The organism is Glutamicibacter sp. MOO4, from assembly GCF_056934395.1.
Genome location: NZ_CM167800.1, coordinates 2309741 through 2333121 on the forward strand (window position 1 = coordinate 2309741; position 23381 = coordinate 2333121).

Annotated in this window: 24 protein-coding genes; 10 read left to right on the top strand and 14 right to left on the bottom strand. The window is 55.3% G+C overall.

What is annotated here, in order from left to right; genetic code table 11:
* The first annotated feature begins 98 nt into the window (after nt 1–98).
* From cobA to AC1Z3F_RS10825, 6 genes are all read left to right on the top strand, one after another.
* Nucleotides 99–1100 carry a uroporphyrinogen-III C-methyltransferase gene (gene cobA, locus AC1Z3F_RS10800; protein ID WP_131089092.1) on the top strand — a complete coding sequence of 334 codons (1002 nt, stop codon included), beginning with the start codon at nt 99–101 and terminating at the stop codon, nt 1098–1100.
* The gene (locus AC1Z3F_RS10805; protein WP_131089093.1) at nt 1100–2200 is read left to right on the top strand and encodes a uroporphyrinogen-III synthase; all 1101 of its coding nucleotides are present in this window, start codon (nt 1100–1102) and stop codon (nt 2198–2200) included. The genes cobA and AC1Z3F_RS10805 overlap by 1 nt, the downstream gene beginning before the upstream one ends.
* An 83-nt stretch (nt 2201–2283) precedes the next feature.
* Nucleotides 2284–3063 carry an IclR family transcriptional regulator gene (locus AC1Z3F_RS10810; RefSeq protein WP_131089094.1) on the top strand — a complete coding sequence of 260 codons (780 nt, stop codon included), beginning with the start codon at nt 2284–2286 and terminating at the stop codon, nt 3061–3063.
* Nucleotides 3064–3217: 154 nt separating this feature from the next.
* Entirely contained in the window at nt 3218–4246 is a 1029-nt protein-coding gene (locus tag AC1Z3F_RS10815) for a S66 family peptidase (protein ID WP_131089095.1), read from the top strand.
* Nucleotides 4247–4607: 361 nt separating this feature from the next.
* Nucleotides 4608–6278, top strand: coding sequence for a urocanate hydratase (gene hutU, locus AC1Z3F_RS10820; protein ID WP_131089096.1), 1671 nt, complete (start codon nt 4608–4610; stop codon nt 6276–6278).
* 228 nt (nt 6279–6506) lie between these two features.
* Complete coding sequence (locus tag AC1Z3F_RS10825; protein WP_483565688.1) at nt 6507–6980, top strand: hypothetical protein; 474 nt, start codon at nt 6507–6509, stop codon at nt 6978–6980.
* Nucleotides 6981–7155: 175 nt separating this feature from the next.
* Here AC1Z3F_RS10825 and AC1Z3F_RS10830 read toward each other — a convergent pair whose 3' ends face one another.
* The gene (locus tag AC1Z3F_RS10830; protein ID WP_131089098.1) at nt 7156–7665 is read right to left on the bottom strand and encodes a Dps family protein; all 510 of its coding nucleotides are present in this window, start codon (nt 7663–7665) and stop codon (nt 7156–7158) included.
* Between the two features lie 187 nt (nt 7666–7852).
* A complete protein-coding gene (locus AC1Z3F_RS10835) occupies nt 7853–8080 on the bottom strand; it encodes a hypothetical protein (RefSeq protein WP_483565689.1) in 228 nt (75 codons plus the stop codon).
* A 901-nt stretch (nt 8081–8981) separates the two neighbouring features.
* Between AC1Z3F_RS10835 and hutH the strand changes: the two genes are divergently transcribed.
* A complete protein-coding gene (gene hutH / locus AC1Z3F_RS10840) occupies nt 8982–10523 on the top strand; it encodes a histidine ammonia-lyase (protein ID WP_483565690.1) in 1542 nt (513 codons plus the stop codon).
* Nucleotides 10524–10631: 108 nt separating this feature from the next.
* Nucleotides 10632–11054 carry an aspartate 1-decarboxylase gene (panD, locus tag AC1Z3F_RS10845; RefSeq protein ID WP_131089101.1) on the top strand — a complete coding sequence of 141 codons (423 nt, stop codon included), beginning with the start codon at nt 10632–10634 and terminating at the stop codon, nt 11052–11054.
* Between the two features lie 6 nt (nt 11055–11060).
* Here the strand turns inward: panD and AC1Z3F_RS10850 are convergent, their stop codons facing one another.
* Together AC1Z3F_RS10850 and AC1Z3F_RS10855 are read right to left on the bottom strand one after the other, a co-directional pair.
* Nucleotides 11061–13517, bottom strand: a complete 2457-nt coding sequence (locus AC1Z3F_RS10850) for an excinuclease ABC subunit UvrA (protein ID WP_131089102.1) — start codon at nt 13515–13517, stop codon at nt 11061–11063.
* Between the two features lie 83 nt (nt 13518–13600).
* Nucleotides 13601–13951, bottom strand: a complete 351-nt coding sequence (locus AC1Z3F_RS10855; RefSeq protein ID WP_483565691.1) for a hypothetical protein — start codon at nt 13949–13951, stop codon at nt 13601–13603.
* 166 nt (nt 13952–14117) lie between these two features.
* On the opposite strand from AC1Z3F_RS10855, the gene AC1Z3F_RS10860 reads away from it, so the two are divergent.
* Entirely contained in the window at nt 14118–14600 is a 483-nt protein-coding gene (locus tag AC1Z3F_RS10860; protein WP_262199393.1) for a DUF6328 family protein, read from the top strand.
* A gap of 9 nt (nt 14601–14609) precedes the next feature.
* Here AC1Z3F_RS10860 and AC1Z3F_RS10865 read toward each other — a convergent pair whose 3' ends face one another.
* From AC1Z3F_RS10865 to AC1Z3F_RS10880, 4 genes are all read right to left on the bottom strand, one after another.
* Nucleotides 14610–15416, bottom strand: coding sequence for an oxygenase MpaB family protein (locus AC1Z3F_RS10865; protein WP_483565692.1), 807 nt, complete (start codon nt 15414–15416; stop codon nt 14610–14612).
* A gap of 109 nt (nt 15417–15525) precedes the next feature.
* Nucleotides 15526–15789, bottom strand: coding sequence for a GH32 C-terminal domain-containing protein (locus tag AC1Z3F_RS10870; RefSeq protein ID WP_483565693.1), 264 nt, complete (start codon nt 15787–15789; stop codon nt 15526–15528).
* A 48-nt stretch (nt 15790–15837) separates the two neighbouring features.
* Complete coding sequence (locus AC1Z3F_RS10875) at nt 15838–16233, bottom strand: hypothetical protein (RefSeq protein ID WP_483565694.1); 396 nt, start codon at nt 16231–16233, stop codon at nt 15838–15840.
* Nucleotides 16234–16285: 52 nt separating this feature from the next.
* Complete coding sequence (locus tag AC1Z3F_RS10880; RefSeq protein WP_483565695.1) at nt 16286–16714, bottom strand: hypothetical protein; 429 nt, start codon at nt 16712–16714, stop codon at nt 16286–16288.
* A 196-nt stretch (nt 16715–16910) separates the two neighbouring features.
* Between AC1Z3F_RS10880 and AC1Z3F_RS10885 the strand changes: the two genes are divergently transcribed.
* The gene (locus tag AC1Z3F_RS10885) at nt 16911–17849 is read left to right on the top strand and encodes a carbohydrate kinase family protein (protein WP_483565696.1); all 939 of its coding nucleotides are present in this window, start codon (nt 16911–16913) and stop codon (nt 17847–17849) included.
* 32 nt (nt 17850–17881) lie between these two features.
* Here AC1Z3F_RS10885 and AC1Z3F_RS10890 read toward each other — a convergent pair whose 3' ends face one another.
* The 6 genes from AC1Z3F_RS10890 to AC1Z3F_RS10915 form a co-directional block, all read right to left on the bottom strand.
* The gene (locus AC1Z3F_RS10890; protein WP_131089112.1) at nt 17882–18325 is read right to left on the bottom strand and encodes a hypothetical protein; all 444 of its coding nucleotides are present in this window, start codon (nt 18323–18325) and stop codon (nt 17882–17884) included.
* A 159-nt stretch (nt 18326–18484) separates the two neighbouring features.
* Nucleotides 18485–18868 (bottom strand): D-ribose pyranase, encoded by a 384-nt coding sequence (gene rbsD / locus AC1Z3F_RS10895; RefSeq protein WP_262199389.1) that lies wholly within the window; start codon nt 18866–18868, stop codon nt 18485–18487.
* Between the two features lie 35 nt (nt 18869–18903).
* Nucleotides 18904–19827, bottom strand: coding sequence for a ribokinase (locus AC1Z3F_RS10900; RefSeq protein ID WP_483565697.1), 924 nt, complete (start codon nt 19825–19827; stop codon nt 18904–18906).
* 74 nt (nt 19828–19901) lie between these two features.
* Nucleotides 19902–20840 carry a substrate-binding domain-containing protein gene (locus AC1Z3F_RS10905; protein ID WP_262199387.1) on the bottom strand — a complete coding sequence of 313 codons (939 nt, stop codon included), beginning with the start codon at nt 20838–20840 and terminating at the stop codon, nt 19902–19904.
* A 40-nt stretch (nt 20841–20880) separates the two neighbouring features.
* A complete protein-coding gene (locus AC1Z3F_RS10910) occupies nt 20881–21849 on the bottom strand; it encodes an ABC transporter permease (protein ID WP_483565698.1) in 969 nt (322 codons plus the stop codon).
* Nucleotides 21850–23364: a sugar ABC transporter ATP-binding protein gene (locus tag AC1Z3F_RS10915; protein ID WP_483565699.1), complete on the bottom strand. Its 1515-nt coding sequence runs from the start codon at nt 23362–23364 to the stop codon at nt 21850–21852.
* Between the last annotated feature and the right edge of the window lie 17 nt (nt 23365–23381).

Below are 23381 nucleotides of genomic sequence, written 5' to 3' on the forward strand. Positions count from 1 at the left end.
CCTCTGGGAAAAGCTGGCACTCTAGGCTGGAAAGCACCTACTTATTCCAAGGAGCACACCATGTCATACACGAAATTCCGGCAAGGATCGAGGCAATCATGATCGGCGTTGACCTCGAACTTGCCCAGTGCATGGTGTTGATTGTTGGTAACCGCATCGCAAACAGAACCGTTGCGGAGCGCTTTTTGGCCCAGGGAAGCACACTGCTGTTCGCCGAGGATCCGCAGCAGGCCGCTGAGCTAATCGGCCAGGCCGGCTTGCTGGTGGTTTGTGATGCAGAGCCAGAACGCTTCGACGCTGTGGTGAGCACCGCGCGAATCCCGGTGATGCGCGCTCAGCCAGCTGCTCCTGCCGGTTCAATTACTCTGCTCGGCGGAGGCCCCGGAGCTTTGGATCTTATGACCCTTCGCGGAGTGCGTGCGCTGGCCGAAGCAGAAGTGATCTATGCTGACCGATTAGGTCCTAGCGAGCACCTGGCCGTTCTGGCACCGCAGGCAAAAATTATTGACGCCGGCAAACTGCCGGGGCACCACAAACTTACCCAACGTGAAATTGAAGCCCAGATGATTCAGTCGGCCAAGGCCGGAGCCAAAGTGGTTCGACTAAAAGGTGGAGACCCATTTGTCTTCGGTCGCGGATTTGAAGAAGTTGCTGCGGCCACCGACGCTAATGTTCCAGTCAGCGTGATTCCAGGGTTGAGCTCCTGCATCACTGTGCCTGGCGCAGCCGGTATCCCGGTCACCGCACGCGGGGTGAACACCATGTTTACCGTCGTTTCCGGCCATGACCCGCTGAGCCTGGATCAGCTAGAACACCTTGCCAAGCTTGGTGGCAGCATCGTGATTCTGATGGGCATGGGCACCGTGGAGCAGACCGTCTCTGGACTTCTTCAAGTAGGCATGCCCAAGGATATGCCGTGTGCCATCATCCAGTCCGGAACTACGGACATCCAACGCACCAGCCACACCCAACTTGATCAGTTGGCTGGCACAGCCCGCAATCACTCCAATCCTGCAGTGATTGTCATTGGTGAAGTTGCCGCCTTGCCACAATCACTGGTTCAAGCGGTACCTACAGAACAAATTTTGGAGACCGCCTAATGAATATCGTCAAACCTTTAGCCGGATTCCGAATTGCGGTTACCAGTGACCGTCGCTCAGCTGAACTGATTGAAGCTTTTGAACGCCGTGGCGCCGAAGTCACGCACACCCCCCTGCTTCGCCTGGCCCCGCTAGATGATGAACAACAGCTGCTTGCCCAGACGCACAAACTCATCGAGGCTAAACCTCAAGTTGTGGTGATTACCACCGCTTACGGGTTCCGCCGCTGGCTGGACACCGCTGAGGCTGCTGGTATTGGTGATGAACTGATTACCGCGTTCAGCCAGTCCGATCTCTATGTTCGTGGGGCCAAAGCCCACGGTTCGGTCCGTGCACTGGGTCTTGAACCTGCCGCGTTGGCTAAGGATGGACGCAGTTCCACACTCATCGAGTTGCTTAAGGGCAAGCTTGAAGGCGCCACGGTGGCCCTGCAGTTGCACGCTGACTCGGATCACGGGATGCCGCAGCAGCTTCGTGAGCTAGGTGCCAAGCGAGTGATCAAGGTTGAACCCTACCGTTGGCAAGACACCAGCAGCGACACCGGGATCTCCGCCTTGGTTGAAGGACTATGCGCCGCCCACTTTGATGCGGTGACCTTCACCAGTGCACCAAGTGTGCACGCACTGTTTGCGGCAGCCAATGCTCGCAATCGCCTGCCTGCCCTGCAGCGCTCACTAGCCGAGCGTGTAGCCGTGGCCACCGTTGGGCCGGTCACTGCCTCGCCTTTGGAAGAAGCCGGCATCAGCCCCTTGGTTCCCGAACGCCACCGCATGGGTGCGATGATCGGTCAGCTCGTTGAGCACCTCGGCTCGCTAGGTACTTTGCAAGCAGAAACGGTCCACGGGCAGGTACAACTACGCGGACGAACGCTGTCCATTGATGATCAAAACTGCGAGTTGACTCCCGGTCAGGCCGAATTGGTCCGGGCCCTAATCGAGGCCGGCGGCAGTGTGCTCTCACGTGATGAACTAGGTGCCGCTTTGCCTGAGGTGAGCTCGCGTCATGCCTTGGATATGACCCTGAGTCGTTTGCGCCGGGCCTTGCCACAGCCGGAAATCATCACCACCGTGATCAAACGCGGCTACCGGCTGAACGTATAAACCATTGACGGGACCTCAATAGCTACCTGAGCTCTGCCCAAGACTAGAGTGTCTTGCAGAGCACCATGTACTAAGGAGGTCCCATGGGCAGTAAGGTCCCCGCAGCTGATAACACCTTGAGGATTCTTAGGCTTTTAGCTAGCAGGAAAACTCCCACTCCGGCCGCGATGATTGCCACCTTGTTGGAACTTCCACGTTCTAGCGTCTACCAGCTACTCTCGGTCATGCTTGATCAAGGATTTATCACCCATTACCCGGAAGAAAAATCCTACGGTTTAGGCATTGCCGCCTTCGAATTATCAAGCGCCTACACCCGCCAGGAACCTCTGGCTCGACTTGGGGCACCACTAATCGCGCAGCTGGTGGATAAGGTCGGAGAAAGCGCGCATCTGGCCATCCTCCATGGCTCGGACGTTCTGTACATCGTGGAAGAACGCGCCAAGGGCCGCCCCTCGCTAGTCACCGACGTAGGTGTTCGTCTACCCTCGCACCTTACCGCTTCGGGGCGTGCCATTTTGGCGGCGCTGCCCAAGTCCCAGGCTCGTGCCCTCTACCCCAATGCGGCCAGCTTTTCGGATCGAGTAGAACACTCATCGATCACCAACTATTCGCAATTGCGGCGCGAACTAGAACAGTGTGCGCAACGCGGATATGCAATAGAACGCGGGGACGTCACCCCAGACTTCCACTCTCTTGCAGTGGAAATTCGTGACGCGAATAATTGGCCAGTTGCTGCTATCGCAGTCACTTTCCTCGCAGACCGGGTCCCAGAGCAACAATGGGACAAACTGCTGACACAGATCCGGTCCACGGCGGCAGCCTTGACCACACGGATCCAAGGACGCCGACTGAGTCAGGCGTAAATACGACCGGCAGTCAAGGTTTACACTTGCCAGGGATTCATGCCGAAAGCGGTGGTTCAGCTACGTATTCAAATTCAACACTAACGTCAGCTTAAGAAGACGACACGTGGAATGTATTCTGGGCTCACTTGGATTGGCATGGGAGTATGAATCCATGGAGATTCGATACCCGCAGCCGCTCATGACCGGTGACATCATCGGCGTTACATCACCATCAAGCGGTGTTCCAAGCGAGCTCGTGGGGCGTCTTGACTTCGCTCTACAACACCTGCGAGATCTGGGTTTTGTGGTGGATCTTGGTAACTGCATGGATGGCGCTACACACATTAGTGCGCCGGTCGAACAACGCGCCGAAGAACTCATGAGGATGCTCCTTGATCCGAAAATCAAGGCCGTCGTTCCGCCTTGGGGTGGAGTCACAGCTATCGACATATTGCCTCATCTGGATTTTGAGGCAATCTCCGCGGCGGAGCCGACCTGGATTGTGGGATACTCCGACATTTCAACGTTGATCGCGCCCCTCACCTTGCTAACCGGAAATGCAACCATCCACGGCGGCAACCTGATGGACACGCCTTATCGGGTTCCCGATTCTTTGCGGTCCTGGCTTGATGTCGCTTCATTATCTGCTGGTGACACTTTCAAGCAGTCTCCACCAGGCGTTTACAGAATCAACGACTGGGATGACTGGAGCGTGGAGCCAGAAGCCACCGAACATGCATGGAACGGCAAGGGAACTTGGGAGCGCTTGGATGCAGGGCTCGATGAAGTGAGCGTGTCAGGTCGGTTGATTGGCGGATGCATCGAAACGCTGGCCAATCTTGCCGGCACTCCGTATCTGAGAACCGAATCCTTGCGGAACGACCCGGCTGATCCGCTAATCGTTTACATTGAAGCCTCCGGCGTCGAGGCCACCACGATCTGCCGTCATCTGCACGGCATGCGTTTGACTGGATTCTTTGACGGTGCCGCCGCCATCATTGTCGGACGTACTGGCGCACCAGATTCTGACACTCTCACCCAAAACGAAGCAGTTCTCGACGCTCTGGGAACGCTCGACGTTCCCATCATCGGTAACGTTGAATGCGGTCACGTTCCACCACATCTAGCCATCATCAACGGAGCCCAAGGACGGTTAGTGTTCACCGACAAGGAGCAATATTTAGCACAGACGCTGGCCTGATTCGAGCCGGCTAGTTCAGTCCACGGCGTCAAAAATGGTCCCATTCCTAGTTCATGCCCCACTGGCGGCGAGTGCGGCCCCTGCTAGGAGTTCGGCATCGTATGGAACTCGAAGCTCCAAATTATTGGTCATTAGCTCAAGTGATCTGTTGGACCACATGCTGGTAGGCATGTGGTCCTCCTGGCACGGCGTCGCTTTGCTGATCTGACCGGCCAACGAATCCTGGCTGGTCCAATTCAGCGGACCCAAATTCTTACGCATTCTGAAATACCGGACAGCTCTACCTGTTCGGAGGTACTCAGCGGATGCCCCATGACCAATGATGTAAATAGTTAGCTACATTACATTGTTAGGAATTGTCATGAGCCACGAAGCCCGCGTCGTCCGCGCCCCCAGGGGTACTCAACTCAATGCAAAGTCATGGGCCACCGAAGCCCCCTTGCGCATGCTGATGAACAACCTTGACCCCGAGGTGGCAGAGCGCCCTGATGATCTAGTGGTGTACGGCGGCACCGGTAAAGCAGCCCGCTCTTGGGAAGCCTTTGATGCCATCGTGGAAACGCTCAAGGATCTTGAAGACAATGAAACTCTTCTGGTGCAGTCGGGTAAACCTGTTGGCGTCTTCAAGACCAACAAATGGGCACCACGAGTACTCATCGCCAACTCAAATCTCGTAGGTGATTGGGCCAACTGGGAGCACTTCCGCAAGCTGGAAGCCGAAGGCCTGATGATGTACGGGCAGATGACCGCTGGATCTTGGATCTACATCGGAACTCAAGGCATCTTGCAGGGCACCTATGAAACCTTCGCTGCCATTGCTGACAAGCGTTTTAATGGTTCTCTTGCTGGAACCCTCACGCTGACCGGCGGTTGCGGTGGCATGGGCGGGGCACAACCACTAGCGGTGACGCTCAATGGCGGTGCCGTACTGATCATCGATGTTGATGAGGCACGCTTGCGCCGTCGCTTGTCCAAGCGATACTTAGACGATGTAGAACTGGATTTGGAGCAAGCTCTTAAAAAGGTGTTTGCTGCCAAGGCCGAGGGCAGGGCGCTGTCCGTTGGCTACGCTGGCAACGCGGCAGAGATTTTCCCCGCCTTGCTCGAACGCCACAAGGCCGGTGAGTTCACCTTCGATATCGTCACCGATCAGACCAGCGCCCATGACCCACTGAGCTATCTTCCGTTGGAATTCTCTCTGGATCAGTGGCAGTCGCAGGCCTCGGCGGATCCTGCTGGCTTCACCAAAAAAGCTCAAGCATCCATGGCCAAGCACGTCGAAGCCATGGTTGGCTTCCAAGATGCCGGCGCCGAAGTCTTCGATTACGGAAACTCCATTCGCGACGAAGCCAGAAAGGGTGGTTTCGACCGCGCTTTTGAGTTCCCTGGTTTTGTTCCTGCCTACATTCGTCCGCTCTTCTGTGAAGGACTTGGCCCATTCCGCTGGGTGGCTCTGTCCGGTGATCCGGAAGACATCAAGGTCACCGACCAAGCCCTGAAGGATCTCTTCCCCAACAATGAGCATCTTCATCGTTGGCTCGACGCCGCTCAAGAGCATGTCGAATTTGAAGGGCTGCCCGCTCGAATCTGCTGGTTGGGTTACGGCGAGCGCCAAAAGGCAGGGCTACTGTTCAACCAGCTAGTTGCCGAGGGCAAAGTATCAGCACCAATCGTCATCGGCCGCGATCACTTGGACTCAGGCTCTGTAGCTTCGCCTTACCGTGAGACTGAAGCGATGAAGGACGGCAGCGATGCAGTTGCGGACTGGCCGTTGCTCAATGCGCTGACCGCTGCCAGCTCAGGCGCATCGTGGGTATCGATTCATCATGGAGGCGGAGTTGGCATGGGTCGCTCGATCCACGCCGGCCAAGTGTCGTTGGCTGACGGCAGCGAGCTAGCAGCCGCGAAGCTGGAAGCCTTGCTCACTAATGACCCAGGCATGGGTGTCATCAGGCATGTGGACGCCGGTTACGACCGGGCCATTGAAGTCGCCAAAGAGCGCTCCGTGCGTATTCCTATGAACGGTAAATGATCTGATGATTAGTTAGCGTGCATTGCCTGTTGATCTACTGGCAATGCACGCTAACCCCTTGCTTCGTCAGCTGTCAAAGAACGAAACATTGCGTCTGACATGGACGCAATGAACGGTTCCTTAACGTGTAATGACGAATACCTCAAAGCTTCCGATTATTCCTTGAAGGAGAATTTACTCCTGCATAGCGTGGGTCAGGTCAGGAACTACCGACCTACGGAGGACATCATGTCTGAGCAGGATTCAAACCAGCAGTTCGGAAATTTCGAGAACAACCAGTCGGAAGAAAACGACAGCTTCGGCTCGTCGAATGACCAGCAGAACGGTCAAGAACAGTCGTACGGCGGCGGCAACGAAGAGCAGTCGTACGGTGGCGGTAACGAACAGTCCAGCGAGCAGTCCTTCGGCGGAGGCCAGGACCAGCAGTCCTTCGGCGGCGGCAATGAACAGTCGAGCGAGCAGTCCTACGGCGGTGGCCAGGACCAGCAGTCGAGCCAGGACTCCTTCGGCGGAGGCAACGAACAGTCCGGCGAACAGTCCTATGGCGGAGGCCAGGACCAGCAGTCGAGCCAGGGCTCGTACGGTGACAGCAACAGCGAGCAGTCCTTCGGTGATGACAGCGAACAGTCCAACCGCGGATCGTTCGGTGACGGCAACGAGGAACAGGGCTTCGGCAACCAGGGCCAGAACGAAGGGTTCTAATCTTCGCTCTAGCAATCGACTGCATTCACTGATTGCAGTTGCGGTGTTTCCGTAGAGCTAGGCTCTACGGATCCAGTTCAATAAGACGTCGCCTTGTCTCTGAATTTTCAGAGACAAGGCGACATTTTACTATCTAAGCGGCATTCGTTTCAGTGGCCGGTCGGAATGGCGCTAATTATGGGCGTCGGGTTTCCGCGCTGATGAACCATGCCTGCTGCTCTAGATCAGCAATGTACTGGTGCAAGATGTCAGCGGTGGTTGGATCCGCTTCGTCCACCGGATCATGCACTTCTCGGATGACACCCACTGTGCTCTGCAGTGCCTTGACCACCATGTCAACTGCATCTGTGGTCAGGATTTCGGTGTTAACTGGTTGCTCCAGCTTGCTGTACTTGGTGACCGTTGCAGCCAATCCATCTGGAGTGACGTGAAGTGCACGCATGCGCTCAGCAATTTCGTCTGAGCCACGGCGGGCAATGTCTACAATCTCGTCGAGGTTCTGATGTAGATCCCTGAAGTTTGGACCCACTACGTTCCAATGGATCTGTTTGCCAACCAGTTGCAGGTCAAGAAGCTGGACAAGCACGTTCTGCAAAGCGTCGCCAAGTGAGGCTGGAGCGATAAAGCCCTGCTCGGCATTTTCCTTCGTCGTTTTCTTAGCTGTGGTTTTCTTGATGTCTGTCATGGCATCTCCCTTGCATTGAAGTTGACGTTGCCGACACCGGTTGAGTTCCGGTGCACTTCTTTGCACGTTACTTCCGCTGCACGGCGATTCCGAATTGAATCAACAATTTTGAGAAGACATTCAGCAAGTGACCATAACGCGTCAAGACTCAAAAAACTGGCGAGCAATGATTGCTCGCCAGTGATCGTTATGCTCCGGCGTCGGTTCCACCGTTCACACGGTCCAACGTTGAAGGACCGACGATCATCCGGAAGATTCCCCATGCCATGGCCAAGCCACCCCAAATGACTCCGAGCCACATTGGAGTCAAGGCGCCGGCCCCGCTTACTGAGGCGGTGAATATGAATAAGAGAAACAAGGTGGCGATGAGTCCTCCACCAACAACAAGACCTATCCCGTGAATTTTTTTAGGCATCTGTCCGCTCCAAGGTAATTCATCATTGAATGGACCACTGGATACGCCGTAACTCGTGATGGCTACAGTTTCCCAGGCTGTCCTTGGACTGTTGTTTCCACATTGCCTCCCGTTCGCGTGCACTTGGCACACAGAGTTGATGATAGGTACAGGGTAGGCCTGTTTACTGCGCAGAACTAGTGGCATTTGACCTGCGCTTTCCCGCAAACGCCAATTTGATTTCTACATCGTTGATCTTTTAGCTCAGCGCAGATGGACAATGAATATTCAGACGCTAACACCTAAACGACAAGCTACTGAACCGGGAGGTTGGCCATGGACTCATCCCTAGCAAGACACTACGGGCTCGCAGTAGCGATCGGACTTCTCGCAACCTCACTTGCAGGGTGCGTGAGAATTCAAAGCTCCTCCGAATCTGAGCCATCATCCTCAAGTTCTGCAAAAACTATTGTTCGCAATGCAGCGCCGATAGACGGCGCTGTCAATGAGCGCCGCAAGAATCCAGAAGGCGTGGCTTCCGGAACAGGTATTGTTCCCAAAAAGACTTCAGAGGATTCCATCCGGAGGAATTTTAAGCGGCTCGAGTCTCAAGCCACCGAGAAAAAGCGCTCTGGAGAATGAACCTGAATGGCGATGGACAGATCTTCAGACTCGTTGGGAACTGCATGCAGGTGAAGATCAGTGGCTTGGCGAGATAAGAATGCTTCGGTTCATGCCTCTGGCCAGTCCAATTCTCTTGGTGCCACCGCTCATTCTCGCGTAGATCAAGGTTTCTAAAAACCGATCACACCACATCCGGTATTTCAGACATAACCCCTGATTATCCCCCACCAACCAATCGTTACTGCCGAACAATAGAAGCTGGAGACCACCTTGTACAGTAACGAACGGACTGATTTTCATGACTTCTTCGCCCCAAGTAACCCTTGAACTTCGCGGTGTCACAGCCGAGGATGTCATCGCAGTAGCCCGCCATGATGCGCACATCGAGATTTCCGCCTCGGTACTTGAAGAACTCGCTTCTGTCCGCGCTCATATTGATGCTCTGGCTTCCGCAGACACTCCCGTGTACGGAATATCTACCGGGTTCGGTGCTTTAGCAACACGCCACATTGCGCCAGAAGACCGCGCCAAGCTTCAGCGTTCACTGATTCGTTCCCACGCTGCGGGCATGGGTGCACCAGTGGAGCGCGAGGTCGTGCGTGCACTGATGTTCCTGCGCGCCAAGACTCTGGCATCGGGCCGCACCGGCGTCCGCCCTGTAGTGCTAGAAACCATGATTGGATTGCTCAACGCTGGAATCACTCCAGTTGTGCGCGAATACGGTTCCTTGGGATGTTCAGGGGATCTCGCCCCACTCTCCCATTGCGCCCTTGTACTCATGGGTGAAGGCGAAGCAACCGACCGCTTCGGTGTGCAGCGCCCAGTGCCCGAGCTGCTAGCTGAAGCCGGAATCGCCCCAGTTGAATTGGCCGAAAAGGAAGGTCTGGCGCTAGTCAACGGCACCGACGGAATGCTCGGTCAGCTATTGATGGCCCTGGCAGATCTTGAAGAATTAGCCGATATCGCTGACGCCACGGCAGCCATGAGCGTTGAGGCTCAGATGGGCACCGCACAGGTATTCCGCGCTGAACTACATGAGGCGCTTCGCCCGCATCCGGGCCAAGGCCGAAGCGCTGCCAACATGTATGCGTTGTTGTCCGACTCCCCTATCGTCAATTCCCACCGTGAAGGTGATGGCCGAGTTCAGGACGCCTACTCACTTCGCTGCTCACCGCAGGTTACCGGCGCGGTGCGCGACACCATCACCCACGCGCGAATGGTTGCCACCCGCGAACTTGCCGCAGCAATTGATAACCCAGTGGTTCTTCCTAGTGGAGAAGTCACCTCAAACGGAAACTTTCACGGTGCACCGGTGGCCTACGTCTTGGACTTCCTGGCCATTGCAGTAGCCGACTTGGGTTCTATCGCCGAGCGTCGCACCGACCGCATGCTTGATCCTGCCCGTTCGCGTGACCTGCCAGCCTTCCTGGCCGATGATCCCGGAGTTGATTCGGGCATGATGATTGCCCAATACACCCAAGCTGGTCTGGTCGCGGAAAACAAGCGTCTGGCAGTTCCGGCCAGCGTTGATTCCATTCCCTCCTCTGCCATGCAGGAAGACCACGTGTCCCTCGGCTGGCATGCAGCTCGCAAACTGCGCACCTCGGTAGCAAATTTGCGCCGTATCTTGGCAGTGGAAATGCTCATTGCTGGCCGAGCACTAGACATGCGAGCTCCGCTGCAGCCGGGCGCCGGCACCGGCGCGGTACTTGAACTGTTGCGCACCAAAGTTGCAGGTCCAGGCGAGGACCGCTTCCTTTCCGCTGAGCTAGAAGCTGCAGATCAGCTACTGGCAACCGGTGCGGTGCACCGAGTACTGCGAGAGCACCTTCCCGCCTAGAGAAGTAGCCAAGGGATGTGATTTCGCAGTCAGAAAAGTTCTGTGCACTAGAAGAAGCGTAAACTTTACTACTGGGAAACCACTCACCTGATGTGAAAGAAACGTCTTATGCAACGCACCATGTTCAAGTCCAAGATCCACCGGGCAACCGTCACCCAAGCCGACCTGCACTACGTCGGCTCAGTAACCGTTGACTCGCAGTTGCTGGAGGCCTCGGATATTTTGCCCGGAGAACTGGTGAGCATCGTGGACATCACCAACGGCGCACGCTTGGAAACCTACACCATCGCTGGTGAACCAGGCAGTGGTGTCATTGGAATTAATGGTGCTGCTGCACATTTGGTTCACCCCGGCGATCTAGTCATCTTGATCAGCTACGCACAAATGGAAGATGCCGAGGCCCGCAACTACGTGCCTAGCGTGGTTCACGTAGATGCTGATAACCGCATCATTCACCTCGGTGATGACCCGGCTGAAGCTGTAGCCGATGGTGTGCAGACTCCCCCATTCGCTCAGCTACGCAGCAATTAACTACGTTTACGAGGCCAGTCGACGCGCAAGATATTGCGCAGTTCGGCTGGCCTTGTTTTGTGCCACCTGTTCTGGTGTGCCCTCAGCAACGATGCGTCCACCGCCGTCGCCACCTGCTGGACCCATATCAATGACCCAGTCACTGGCAGCAACCACATCCATATGGTGCTCAACCACGATCACCGTATTATCTTGATCCACAAGCTGTTGCAACTGGGAGACCAGAAGTTGAACATCGGCAGGATGCAATCCCGTAGTCGGCTCATCAAGCAAATAAAGCGTATGACCACGGCGCTGACGTTGCAGTTCGGTAGCCAACTTGATGCGTTGGGCTTCACCACCGGACATTTCAGTTGCCGGTTGGCCAAGGTGAAGGTAGCCCAATCCGACTTCTCGCAAGGTCGCCAGTGCTCGGGCAGCAGCAGGTATATCAGCCAGAAATTCCTCGGCTTCGGTGACACTGAGTTCAAGAATCTGCGCGATGTTCTTGCCCCGGTATTCAACTTCTAAAGTTTGTTCGTTGTAGCGAGTCCCATGACACTGCGGGCAGGGGCCGTAAGTTCCTGGCAAAAAGAGCAACTCAATTTCCAAGAATCCTTCGCCTAGGCAGTTTTCGCAGCGTCCCCCTGCAACGTTGAATGAGAATTGGCCAGCGTTGTAGTTCCGTTCCTTAGCCAAAGGCAGCTGCGCATAGATTTTCCGGACCGCGTCAAAGAGCCCGGTGTAAGTAGCCACATTTGAACGTGGGGTCCGGCCAATAGGTTTCTGATCCATGAGCACCACACGATTAACCTGCTCAGCACCCGTGATATCTGTAATGGATGCGTGCTCAACTACCTCGGCGTCGTCGTCGGAAGCTTGACTAGCTGCCCCGCCAACGGCTTGGGCCAATGCTCCGGTGACAAGGCTTGATTTTCCTGAACCTGATACCCCAGTCACGCTGGACAAAACTCCCAAGGGGAATTTCGCTTCCACGTCCACTAGGTTGTGCAGATTGATCCCGCGCAGTTCAAGCCATTGTGTTGCCGTCCTGAGCTCACGGCGTGCAACCGGTTCTGGATCCAAGAATTTTCGAGTCACCGACTCTTCAATTTTATTAAGGCCCGCCACGTCCCCGCTGTAGAGAACGCGGCCACCTCCACTGCCAGCTCCAGGGCCCACATCGACTATCCACTGTGCACGGCGAACCACATCCATATTGTGCTCCACCACAAAGACGGTATTTCCTTCCGCTTTGAGTGCAGAAAGTACCTCAATGAGCGGTTGAACATCAGCCGGGTGCAATCCTGCCGATGGTTCATCAAGGACATAGATGACCCCGAAGAGACCTGCGCGTAGCTGGGTGGCGATACGCAATCGTTGAGTCTCACCCGGCGACAGGGTCGGGGTGGCACGGTCCAAGCTCAAGTAACCCAATCCGAGATCTACAAGGACTTCAATCCGACCCAGCAGATCAGCGCTGATGGTGCTCACCACATCGGCTTTCGCTTCACCACCGGCTTGGTGGGCGAAAGGACGCAACAACTGCGCCAGTGCCTGCATGGATTCATTGTTGAATTCAGAGATGTTCAGCCCAGCAAAGCTGACCCGTAGTGCTTCTGGTCGGAAACCGGTCCCGGAACATTCAGGGCAGTCCTGAGAGATCATGAATTCCAGTGCTTTTGCCCGGAGGTTCTCGCTCTTGGACGTCGCGACGGTATGGCGAACATAGCGTTCAGCGCTCCAGAATTTTCCCTTATAGGGTTTGGCAACACGGTCTCGCTCTGGGGTGACTTCCACGACAGGCTGTTCCTCAGTGAATAACAACCAATCTCGTGTTTCTTTAGAAAACTGTTCAAAGGGCAAGTCAATGTCATAGCCCAGGTGTGAGGTGATGTCCCGAAGATTTTTTCCTTGCCATGCTCCGGGCCAAGCCGCGATTGCCCCGTCTCGAATACTCAATGAGGGAACCGGAACCAGAGTCTTCTCGGTGACTGAATGAACTGTGCCTACACCGTGGCACTGGGGGCAGGCACCCACCGCAGTATTTGTAGAGAACGCATCAGAGTCCAGCCGGGAAGCACCCTGAGGATAGGTGCCCGCACGAGAGAACAGCATGCGCACCGAATTCGACAGGGTTGTCAGTGTTCCTACTGTTGAGCGAGAGCTTGCGGCACCACGTCGCTGTTGTAATGCGACCGCTGGAGGCAAACCGGAGATGAACTCAACCTTGGGTGTGTGGCCCTGGGCGATGAGTCGACGTGCGTAAGGTGCTACCGATTCTAGGAAGCGGCGCTGGGATTCGGCAAAAATTGTCCCGAAAGCCAGTGATGACTTTCCCGACCCGGAGACCCCGGTGAAGGCGACCATTGAATCTCGTGGGATCCGCACTTCCACGTTGTCCAAGTTATTTTCGTTGGCACCACGAACATGGATAAATCCGTCCTGCGTGGCCGTTGGCTGAGGCGATGCAAAGCTGTTCATCTTCTCCACAGTATCCGTCCGGTTCAACTCAGCCCAATTTCTGCGTCTGCAGCTCAGTGCCCCGACTCATCGTCCCAGCTGGATCAGTCTGCCTCTGGACAGCCCTGCCACGTTTTGGAGAAGTATCCGACAATGGATAGGGCTTCGCGCAGTGGATATCTTTCATCGATTCCACCATGAATCCGTTGTGCTGATTCTTCGAGTGCAAGGTGGAAAAAGCGACAGACTTCGTCGTAGCTCCACACTTCTGCGGTCAGCTCAACAAGCTCACTGTGGGTGAGCATGTGTGATGGGTTCAGCCCGATATCTATCAAGGTATTGAACACATGTTCTTCGGTTAGCTCGTGGTCCGCTCCGCAGTCACACCACGTGATCCCTCGGCTAGGCACGCTCCAAACATCAAGGCGGCTACTTGAGCTATTTGCCGGCGCCATCGTTTCCTCCCTGGTTAGTTGATGCGGGTCTGCCCAATCTAGCCGTGAGCGCCGACACTTTAGGCTCGCCGACTATATTTGTTAGCAGGTGAGGTGCCAACAATTAACATAGTCTTTGAGATCAGATGGCAGTTTCGAATTGACGATACTTCTCAGGAGTCTTCTAATGAACACACCTTCTTATCCGGATAGCCAAGATAGCGATTCGCACCGCAAGTGGAACGAACTACTTCAAGAAATGCGTGTGATGCAGACCGGCGTGCAGATCCTTGCTGCGTTCCTGGTTGTGCTGCCCTTCCAGGCTAGGTTTGACATTCTCAACCGGCCCGAGGAGATGATCTACATAGCGCTATTGATCGCTGCAACGTTACTAATTCTTCTGATGATTACCCCTGTGGCTGTCCACCGTTATTTCTTCGGTCAACGCCTCAAGGATCAGACCGTCCAGCTGGGCCACATTGTGCTAAAAATCGTTGGCATAGGCGTGGGCCTGCTAGTTTCGGGCTGTGTTTGGTTTGTCCTGCAGGTGCTTTTTGGTTGGCAACTTGGAGCGTGGGTCGGTGGCTCACTGGTTGTAGTCACCCTGTTCCTTTTGCTCGCACTGCCACGGATTTTGATTCCAAGTCACGCACGCGAATCTGGCGACTAATTCCCGAAGCTAAACCATACGATCGATTCGTCGTAGCATCATGCGCATGGGTAAGCGCCTAAGCCGAACAGGCAAGATGCGCGTACCCATGCGCACAAAACTCACCGTCACCCGGTTGCGTCGTTGGACTTTTTGGGTGAGATCAAACCCAAATTGTTCATGCACTGCCCGCGGCAGTTGAGCGATAGTCACGTCCCGCATCAGCGGTAGCCCTAGCCGAATCCACCACGGCGCATTGCGGCCTAGAAACAATTCGTTGGCTAAGGCTCTTGTTTGGTCAGTGACCTGTAAGGACGCCAACGTTGTGGTCATGTACTGGTCAAACTCTTGAAGCGTTGAAGGCCAATAGTCCGTTGGCATTTGCAGGGCATCACCTAGCTGGGCGTATTGCCGATACAGCTGTTCGTCATGCTCAACTTCGTGAGGCAACACTTGAGCGGCGATCACTCGGGCTGAGTCGTAGAGCGTAGCGGCAACCCACAATTGCAACTTGGGATCCAAGGCAGAATAGGCCGGCGTTCCCTTGCCCAGATCCCTCGTGCCGCGCACGTTGCGGTGTGCGTTATCTACATGACGGATCATCTTGCGCTGTTGTTCGGCGGTGCCATTACTGAGCGCATAAATGTAGCCCAAGGTGTGAATTAGCCGGCTAAGTGGGTTGCTGGCAAAATCCGAATGTTCTGCGATAGCTTGGCCGATCTGCGGGTGGGCCAGCTGCATGAGGATTGCGCGTCCAGCGCCTAGTAGCAGGCCGGCTTCCGGGGCAATTCGAGTGAACTGCTCGCGACCTCGGCTTTCAGAACCTTGCTGACTCATGACTCTGATTTTAGGCGTCAAAATAGATGGTTCGCTTAAAAGTGCAGTGTGGATGCTGCCACGAATTTCTTTCGTGGCAGCATCCACACTGGTTTACACCGATGTGTTGCTATTTATCGGTGTTGGTGAACATCGATTGCTGCAATGGGGTGACCTTCAGTGTCTTGAGTTTCGCAGTGCCTCCCTTGGCAAAGAGCGCCAACTGATCTGCTCCCTGGTTCGGGAAGACCTGGTCGGTGAGGGTGCGCTGCCCGTTCTGAGCGAAAACTTCTACCGAAGAACGGTCAAGGTAAACCTGTAGGGTTACCTCGCCATTGCTGTTGAGCTTCACCGGCATTTCTTCAACGGAAGCGAAGTTAGGGTTGAAGCCCACGTTCCCTGAATTGGTGCGGTCAACGTAAACCTTCTTTGAATCCGCGTCCTAACCGATCACTGTTGAACTCTTAGCATCCCCATGTACGGTGATGCCCGAAGTCTTTGCAGTTCCTGGATCAAAGGTCAGATCCACCTTGGCGATAGATCCTGAGGCCTGGGATGATAGCGTGCGGGTTCCTTCAGCGATCGAGCGATTGCTTTCGATGTAGCTTGGCTTGCTTCCTAAGGTCTTGACCTGGTCAACCGGCTTCTGGGTAAGCCGAGGTCCTTCTGCGGTTTGAGTCAGTCCTACCTGGTGTGGCAGCGAATTTGCACTACGCCACGGATCAGTGGGAATGTCATTGGCATAGTCCCAGTTGTTCATCCAACCAAGCATGATTCGCTGGTCCTGTGGCATGTTCCCGAAGGAAACCGACGCGTAGTAATCACGTCCGTAGTCCAACCAGTCATAGCTCTCCAAAGAGGACTTTGCTGCAGTGTCCGAAAGCGTAAATTCATCGGCAAGGATATGCCCCCCAACCGTCCCGATTGTTATCAACAATCTCGATTTGGGCCTGCTTGCCAGCGAACTCTTTAACATTCCATGAGGAGAAGTCCAGGCTCTCACTATCTGAGCCTGTAGTGGTGCGCACGGTCTTATCGTCAACCACCAGATTCACTGTGGTCTCATCTGAGCGTGGAACAACTTGTTCATCGGTCTGAACTAGATTGTCCAAGGTGAGGTGTCCCCAACCGCCGGTAGCCTGATCAACGACCTTGATCTGGGCTTTCTGGCCTTTGTATTGGGCCACTTCCCATGATTTCCAGTTCATTGCCCCGGCGTTGTCTCCGGCGATGGTGTCCACGATCTTGCCGCCCACCATCAACTGCACTTCTAGTTGTTGGCTAGGGTCATTACGCCGGTGTCCACCACCAACGAGCATGCCAATGCGATCCTTAGAGATGGTGAATTCTGGGGAGGTGGCGGTGCCGACCTGGTCATCATGACCGGTGCCGCCACGGCCTAAGTTGGGCTAACGCCCTGTACTATCTAGGGGCACTGGGCACGGAACCACACACCGTGCCCAGTGCCCTAATTTCCGCCATTTTCGCCCCACCGCCCAGCTAAGAGAAGACATAATGACTACCAACGCCGCACCAACCCCATCGCACGAGATCCTGGTCATCGGCGAAGCGCTGATCGACATTGTCGCAACCGATCAAGGCTCTGTTGCCCACCCGGGTGGTTCACCTGCCAACGTAGCCTTTGGGTTGGGGCGACTCGGTGTACCTGTTGCACTGCATACCCCCTTGGGCGATGACGAATTTGGCGCAAAAATTCAGTCACATCTAGCTACCGCCGACGTACAGTTGCTGCCCGGTTCGGTGAACCTAGAGCGCACTGCCTCGGCGACCGCGGTACTGGCACTTGATGGTTCGGCCCGCTACGAATTTGATATCAACTGGGATCTCGCACCACACACCATTGACCCGATGCCAAAGATTGTTCATGCCGGATCCATCGCTACCTTCTTAGAGCCTGGCGCTGAAGCCGTGGCGGCACTGTTGGCCCAAGCCAAGGGTCAGGCATTGGTCACCTATGATCCGAATATCCGTCCGGCGTTGGTGGGCGAACACGACTTGGCCCTGTCCACCTTTGAACGTATGGCCTCACTGTGCGATGTGGTGAAACTCAGCGATGAAGACGCCGAATGGTTGTACCCAGAACTAGATCAGCAGCAGGTCGCTACGACTATTCTGGCCCTTGGCCCCAAGCTCGTCGTGCTCACTCGTGGCGGCGACGGAGCAGAACTGACCAGCGATACTTCGCAAGTGCAGATCCCTGCAATTCTCAGCGAAGTGGCCGATACTATCGGCGCTGGAGACGCGTTCATGTCAGCCCTGCTTCATGGCCTGCTCGCACTCGGAACGGCAAATCTGACAACTACGCAGCTCGAAAAGCTGGGCCACAGTGCCGTCGCCGCAGGCGCCGTAGCTGTTCGTCGCTCGGGCGCCATGCCACCAACTCTCCAGGAGCTGACGGCATTGTTGGAAGAGCAAGAACTAGCTGCGAACTAGTTCGGTCAGATTAGAAAAGTAGCTCAGCAGCACTAGTTTGCACCATGCCGGATTCGAGCCCGTCGCTGCAGTGAGTATTCAATGACTCCCGCGATAACACCGAACAATGCCATGACAATAATGCCAAGCATCGGTGAATAGACGAGGCCAAGGCTGTTATTCCAATCGGCTGTGTCAGCTTGATGGCTGCTCGGATTCCAAGTGGCAATACTGACCACTACACCGAATAGCGTCGCGCCCGCAAAAACTCCTACGAGATCACGAATCACCGAGCGAGTCTTTCTAAGAATTGTCGGCGCAAAAGCAAAAAACATGACAGAGGTAAAGGGAATGAGGACGCCGCCCCACAGGGTGTAGTAACCAAACGGAGTGTCCTGCGACTTACTTACTCCCAGATCGACAAATAATGCTAAAAGTGTGAAAACCGGCAACGACAGAATCTGCGCATAGAGTCGGTTTCTAACGTACGTTTCCAACCCTGTGGACCTTTCAAAATATGCGGAAAAGCTGTGATTCATCTAATCGGCAACTTCGCTGTTCGGCCCTATGCATTGGTGCCACAAGTTACGACAAGCCATCTTGCCAGTCTTTTATGGGCCGGTACCTTTATCGTAGTCACCGGCATGCCGGGAGTACTAAAAAGCGACTCCACAGTGCAGGATCACGTTGGCGTAGGGAGTTGATTCCCCAGTGCGCACAATGATTTTGGCTGCAGGCAGTTCTGCTTTGAGCTCTTCATGGGAGATGAATCCAAGCTCCAGCCCCTTGATCTCGCAGAGCTCTTGGACTGAACTGTCTTTGGCTTCCGTAGCCAAAGTGCTGTGCTCGATCACCATATTGCGGACCAGCACATCAAGCACCTGCTCAAAGCTCAATAGACCTTGAACCAGAGCCAGGTCGATCACCGTTGGTCCTTTGGGAAGCGGCAAACCACAGTCGGCAATCACCACGGTATCGGTATGGCCACAGGTAGCCAGCGCTCCAAGTAATGGCGCGTTGAGAATTTCAGATTTCAGCACGAAGGCTTCCTTTGAGTCTTGCTTAAAAAGTTGTTTTAGAGGTTCGTGATCGAACGCGGGTAGGAAGCTTGGGCACCGTGTGCCTGTACCGTCAGGGCCGCAAATTTACCGGCAAATTCTGCGGCCTGAGCAAGGTCGTCACCATGAGCTAGCCGTGCCGCCACGGCACCGGTGAATGCATCACCGGCACCGGTGGTATCTACTGCTTTGACCTTTACCGCGGGCAGTGCACGAACTTGGACCCCACCATTGTCTAGGGCCACACGGTCCGCAACTAGGCAGCCGTTGGCCCCGAGCGTGATGACCACGCTGGCGATGCCCTCTTCCACCAGCATGTTGGCCAGTCGCTCATACTTGCCATCAAATCCACGGGCTGGGTGCGGGTTCAGCTGCTGGAGCACCGCTTCAGCCTCATGCTCGTTGACTACCAAAGGGTTGGCCTTGAGCAGGTATTCACGTTCCAGTTCAATCACTGGTGCCAGGTTCAGCACAATGCGATCGGTGGCCGCATCCATCGCGGCTTTGATGCCGGAAGCAGGGATTTCACCTTGTAGAACCAGAATGCCGTTAATAGCCCCTGCTGCTTTGACCGCCTCATCGGTGACGGTGGAGTTGGCTCCTGAGACCACGGCGATGGAATTTTCTGCCGCCGAGTCCACCTGAATAATGGCCACACCGGTCGGTTCGCTACTTCGGGCCACCCGGTCCAGTTTCACGCCTGCTTCTTGCATTTGACCCAAGGCAACTTCAGAGTGTGAATCGTTGCCTACAGCGCCGATGAATTCGGTAGCCGCTCCGGCCAGTTGAGCAGCCAAGGCTTGGTTGGCACCTTTGCCGCCGGGTGAGAGTTGGTAGGAATTAGCCAGCACGGTCTCTCCTGGGCCGGGCAAACGTGCCATCAACGCGGTGATGTCTACATTGCTTGAGCCCACGATGGTGACCTGGATGTCCTGCTGCATAGTTATTTCCTTCTGATTCTCTCAACCGGCGGCCGCTGAATGCCGGTGTTTAGCTTGATACTGCTACTTGAAGATTACTTGCCGGAGTACTCTGCGATGTTCTTCGAATCAACAGTATCTACTGCAACCTGCACATTAGCCTCAACGTCTTCACCGTTAATAGCCTTGGACAGCATCTGCACCGACTGCTTGCCCAACTCTGCTGGGTTCTGCGCGATGGTTGCCACCATGCTGCCAGCCTTCACTGCTTTGAATCCGTCTTCGGTGCCATCAAAGCCCAAGACCTTTACGCTCTTGCCGGCCTTATCCCCCAAAGCCTGAATTGCGCCCAAGGCCATTTCATCGTTCATGGCCAGTACGCCAACGGCGTCCGGGTTGGATTGCATCAGGTTGGTGACTACGTCCAGGGCTTCGGCACGGTCAAAGTTAGCGGTCTGCTTGGAAACAACTTCGATGTCTTTGAACTCTTTGAGACCCTTGGTGAATCCTTCACCGCGTTCGTTGGTTGCTGAGGCACCAGGAACGCCTTCAAGAACGATGATCTTTCCCTTGCCCTTGAGCGACTCGGCCAGCGCCTTAGCTGCCTGTTCGCCTCCGGCCACGTTATCGGAGGCGACAAAGGAAGCGACCTTGGTGTTGCCTACCGCGCGGTCCACTGCAACGATTGGCAAGTTTGCCTTCACCACTGGGGCCAGGCCGGCTTCTGCGGTTTCAGTATCAACAGCGTTGATGATGACGCCAGCGGAACCGTTGGTTGCAGCGGTAGCCAGCTGGTTGGCCTGGGTAGCGGAGTCGTTCTGTGCATCTACTACAGAAAGATCCATGCCCAAAGCATCGGCTTCAGCCTGAGCGCCGTCTCGCAGGTCCACGAAGAATGGGTTATTCAAGGTGGAAACTGCCAAGGTCGCCGAAGCTCCGTCGGCTGCGGTTTCGCCACGGTTGCAGGCTGCCAAAGAGGCAGCAAGGCCGAGTGAAAGGGTGATGGCTGCGGTGGTGCGAATCAGTTTTTTCATGAGTTGTTCTCCTTTGAACAGAGGCTGAGTATTTGAAAAATTAGTGTTTGACGTTCTTACGGCGCAGCACGTCAAAGCCGACGGCAATCGCGATAACCGCGCCAATAACTACTTGCTGCCAGAAAGCGGAAACTGAGAGCAGGTTCAGGCCGTTACGAATGACGGCTAGGACCAAGGCACCGATGAGCGTGCCGGAAATTCGTCCGACGCCACCTGAAAGCGAAGCGCCACCGATGACGACGGCTGCAATGGCGTCCAGTTCGTAGCCTGATGCCAAGGTTGGCTGCGCCGAATCCAAACGACCAGCCAAGATCATGCCCGACAGTGCGGCGAACAGTCCGGAAATCACAAAGACGGTCACCAATACACGCTTGACTGGGATACCCGAGAGTCGAGCCGCTTCGGTATTGCCACCTACCGCAAAGGCATTCTTGCCCATGACGGTCCGGTTCAATACGAAGGCAGCCAGCAAACCGGAAACTACCAAAATGATGATTGGCATAGGGATCGGACCAAGGTCATCACCTAGCCAAGACACCGAGGAAGCGGTGGAAATTGGACGGCCGTCGGAGATGACCAAGGTCAAACCGCGAACCACCGTGAGCATTGCCAGCGACGCGATGAAGGTAGGCAACTTACCGTAGGCGCTCATTGCGCCGGTGACCCAACCCGAAAGAGCACCGATGGCCAAACCGACGGGGATAGCCAGAGCATCTGGCAGACCGGAGGTGGTCACTGCATAGGAAGAACCCATGGCAGAAAGGGCCGCGACCGAACCGACCGAGAGATCAATGCCGGCGGCAACAATCACGAAGGTCATGCCAAAGGCCATCACTGCGATGGTGGAAACCTGGATGCCAATGTTCAGCAGGTTAGGCCCGGTCAAGAATCGAGGTGTGGCGATGAAGAGGGTTAGGCAGAGAATTACCAAACCAACCAGCGCGCCGTTATTGGCCAAGAATGCTTTGAAATCGAAGCCCTTCTTCGGGGCAGTAGCTACGCTGCTCATTTACTTAATTCCCATCTCTTCTTCGCGATGCACATTGCTAATAGCCAGGGCCATGATGGCGTCCTGGGTTGCTTCTTTAGTGGATAGTTCTCCGGCGATCCGCCCTTGGCTCATCACCAAGATGCGGTCAGACATGCCCAGTACTTCGGGCAGCTCGCTGGAAGCCATTAAGACACAGCCTCCGGAGGCCGTGATTTCGTTGATTAGTTCGTAGATTTCTACCTTGGCGCCGACGTCCACGCCACGGGTGGGTTCATCGAGCAGTAGCACCTTCGCCCCTGCAGTGAACCAGCGGCCAAACACTGCCTTTTGCTGGTTGCCACCGGACAATGAACGGATTGGCGCATCGATGCTGCCCATGCGAATGCGTAGGCGCTCAGCGACTTTCTGTGCACGAGCCTTCTGACCCTTGCGATCCACCAGACCATTTTTTGCGGTGGCAGCCATGGTGGCGTAACCAATGTTTTCGGCTACCGACGCATCAAGGACTAATCCCTGAGTTTTGCGGTCTTCAGGAACATGTCCGATCCCCGCGCGGGTAGCGGCCGCCACGTCATAGCTGGTTAGCTTTTTACCCGACACCTTCACAGTGCCCGATGCGTACTTGTCAGCCCCTGCGATGGCCCGAATCAACTCGGTACGCCCAGCGCCCATCAACCCAGCCAGTGCGACAACTTCACCGGGACGAATCTGCAGTGAGATGTCCTTGAGCGCTCCTTCTGACAGGTGCTCAACGGTCAATAACGGCTGTCCGCTGACCTCGGTGGCTACGCGTGGGAACTGTGCATCGATATCCCGGCCGACCATCAGACGAACAAGTTCATTTTCGTCGGTGTCCGCAGGAACTGTGGCGATAAATTTACCGTCGCGCAGTACGTTGACGTAGTCACCGATGGCGGCGATTTCATCGAGGTGGTGGCTGATGAAGACCATGCCAACACCTTGGGTTTTCAGCTGGTTGACCACACGGAACAGGTGCTCGATCTCCGTGGTGGTCAATGCTGCGGTGGGCTCATCCAAGATCAGCACTCGCGCATCAAGACTCAAGGCTTTGGCGATTTCCACCAATTGCTGCTGGGCTAGGCCCAACTCCCCCACCGGGGTGTTCACGTCTAGGTCCAGTTCCAGCTTGGCCAATGCATCGCGGGCAATCTTACGCATTTCACGGCGGTTGATAATACCGAATTTGCGGGGCACTCGTCCCAGCGTGATGTTCTCGGCGATAGTCATCGACGGGACCAGATTTAGTTCCTGGTGAATGGTCGCGATACCTAGCGCCTCGGAGGTCTTGGTGTCGCGGATCCTTACGGGCTGTCCCTTGAACAGGATCTGCCCCGCATCAGGTTCATGCACGCCTGCGATCATTTTGATCAGCGTGGACTTACCTGCACCGTTTTCGCCGAGCAGTACCGAGACTTTGCCGGCATACACTTCGACTGTCACGTCCTCGATGACCTGTACTGGGCCGAACGACTTGCAGACCTTGTCCAGGACCAGCAGAGCGTCATTACTCATTTTTGTTCCTTCCATGC

Bases quoted from the DNA above. Each gene is read 5' to 3' on its own strand.
- AC1Z3F_RS10865 (WP_483565692.1), bottom strand. From the start codon at position 15,416: ATGAGTCAGCAAGGTTCTGAAAGCCGAGGTCGCGAGCAGTTCACTCGA.
- AC1Z3F_RS10850 (WP_131089102.1), bottom strand. From the start codon at position 13,517: ATGAACAGCTTTGCATCGCCTCAGCCAACGGCCACGCAGGACGGATTT.
- AC1Z3F_RS10905 (WP_262199387.1), bottom strand. From the start codon at position 20,840: ATGAAAAAACTGATTCGCACCACCGCAGCCATCACCCTTTCACTCGGC.
- AC1Z3F_RS10835 (WP_483565689.1), bottom strand. From the start codon at position 8,080: ATGCCTAAAAAAATTCACGGGATAGGTCTTGTTGTTGGTGGAGGACTC.
- AC1Z3F_RS10880 (WP_483565695.1), bottom strand. From the start codon at position 16,714: ATGCTCGTTGGTGGTGGACACCGGCGTAATGACCCTAGCCAACAACTA.
- AC1Z3F_RS10830 (WP_131089098.1), bottom strand. From the start codon at position 7,665: ATGACAGACATCAAGAAAACCACAGCTAAGAAAACGACGAAGGAAAAT.
- hutU (WP_131089096.1), top strand. From the start codon at position 4,608: ATGAGCCACGAAGCCCGCGTCGTCCGCGCCCCCAGGGGTACTCAACTC.
- AC1Z3F_RS10915 (WP_483565699.1), bottom strand. From the start codon at position 23,364: ATGAGTAATGACGCTCTGCTGGTCCTGGACAAGGTCTGCAAGTCGTTC.
- AC1Z3F_RS10860 (WP_262199393.1), top strand. From the start codon at position 14,118: ATGAACACACCTTCTTATCCGGATAGCCAAGATAGCGATTCGCACCGC.
- AC1Z3F_RS10910 (WP_483565698.1), bottom strand. From the start codon at position 21,849: ATGAGCAGCGTAGCTACTGCCCCGAAGAAGGGCTTCGATTTCAAAGCA.
- AC1Z3F_RS10815 (WP_131089095.1), top strand. From the start codon at position 3,218: ATGGAGATTCGATACCCGCAGCCGCTCATGACCGGTGACATCATCGGC.
- panD (WP_131089101.1), top strand. From the start codon at position 10,632: ATGCAACGCACCATGTTCAAGTCCAAGATCCACCGGGCAACCGTCACC.
- hutH (WP_483565690.1), top strand. From the start codon at position 8,982: ATGACTTCTTCGCCCCAAGTAACCCTTGAACTTCGCGGTGTCACAGCC.
- AC1Z3F_RS10900 (WP_483565697.1), bottom strand. From the start codon at position 19,827: ATGCAGCAGGACATCCAGGTCACCATCGTGGGCTCAAGCAATGTAGAC.
- AC1Z3F_RS10825 (WP_483565688.1), top strand. From the start codon at position 6,507: ATGTCTGAGCAGGATTCAAACCAGCAGTTCGGAAATTTCGAGAACAAC.
- AC1Z3F_RS10855 (WP_483565691.1), bottom strand. From the start codon at position 13,951: ATGGCGCCGGCAAATAGCTCAAGTAGCCGCCTTGATGTTTGGAGCGTG.
- AC1Z3F_RS10810 (WP_131089094.1), top strand. From the start codon at position 2,284: ATGGGCAGTAAGGTCCCCGCAGCTGATAACACCTTGAGGATTCTTAGG.
- AC1Z3F_RS10885 (WP_483565696.1), top strand. From the start codon at position 16,911: ATGACTACCAACGCCGCACCAACCCCATCGCACGAGATCCTGGTCATC.
- AC1Z3F_RS10805 (WP_131089093.1), top strand. From the start codon at position 1,100: ATGAATATCGTCAAACCTTTAGCCGGATTCCGAATTGCGGTTACCAGT.
- cobA (WP_131089092.1), top strand. From the start codon at position 99: ATGATCGGCGTTGACCTCGAACTTGCCCAGTGCATGGTGTTGATTGTT.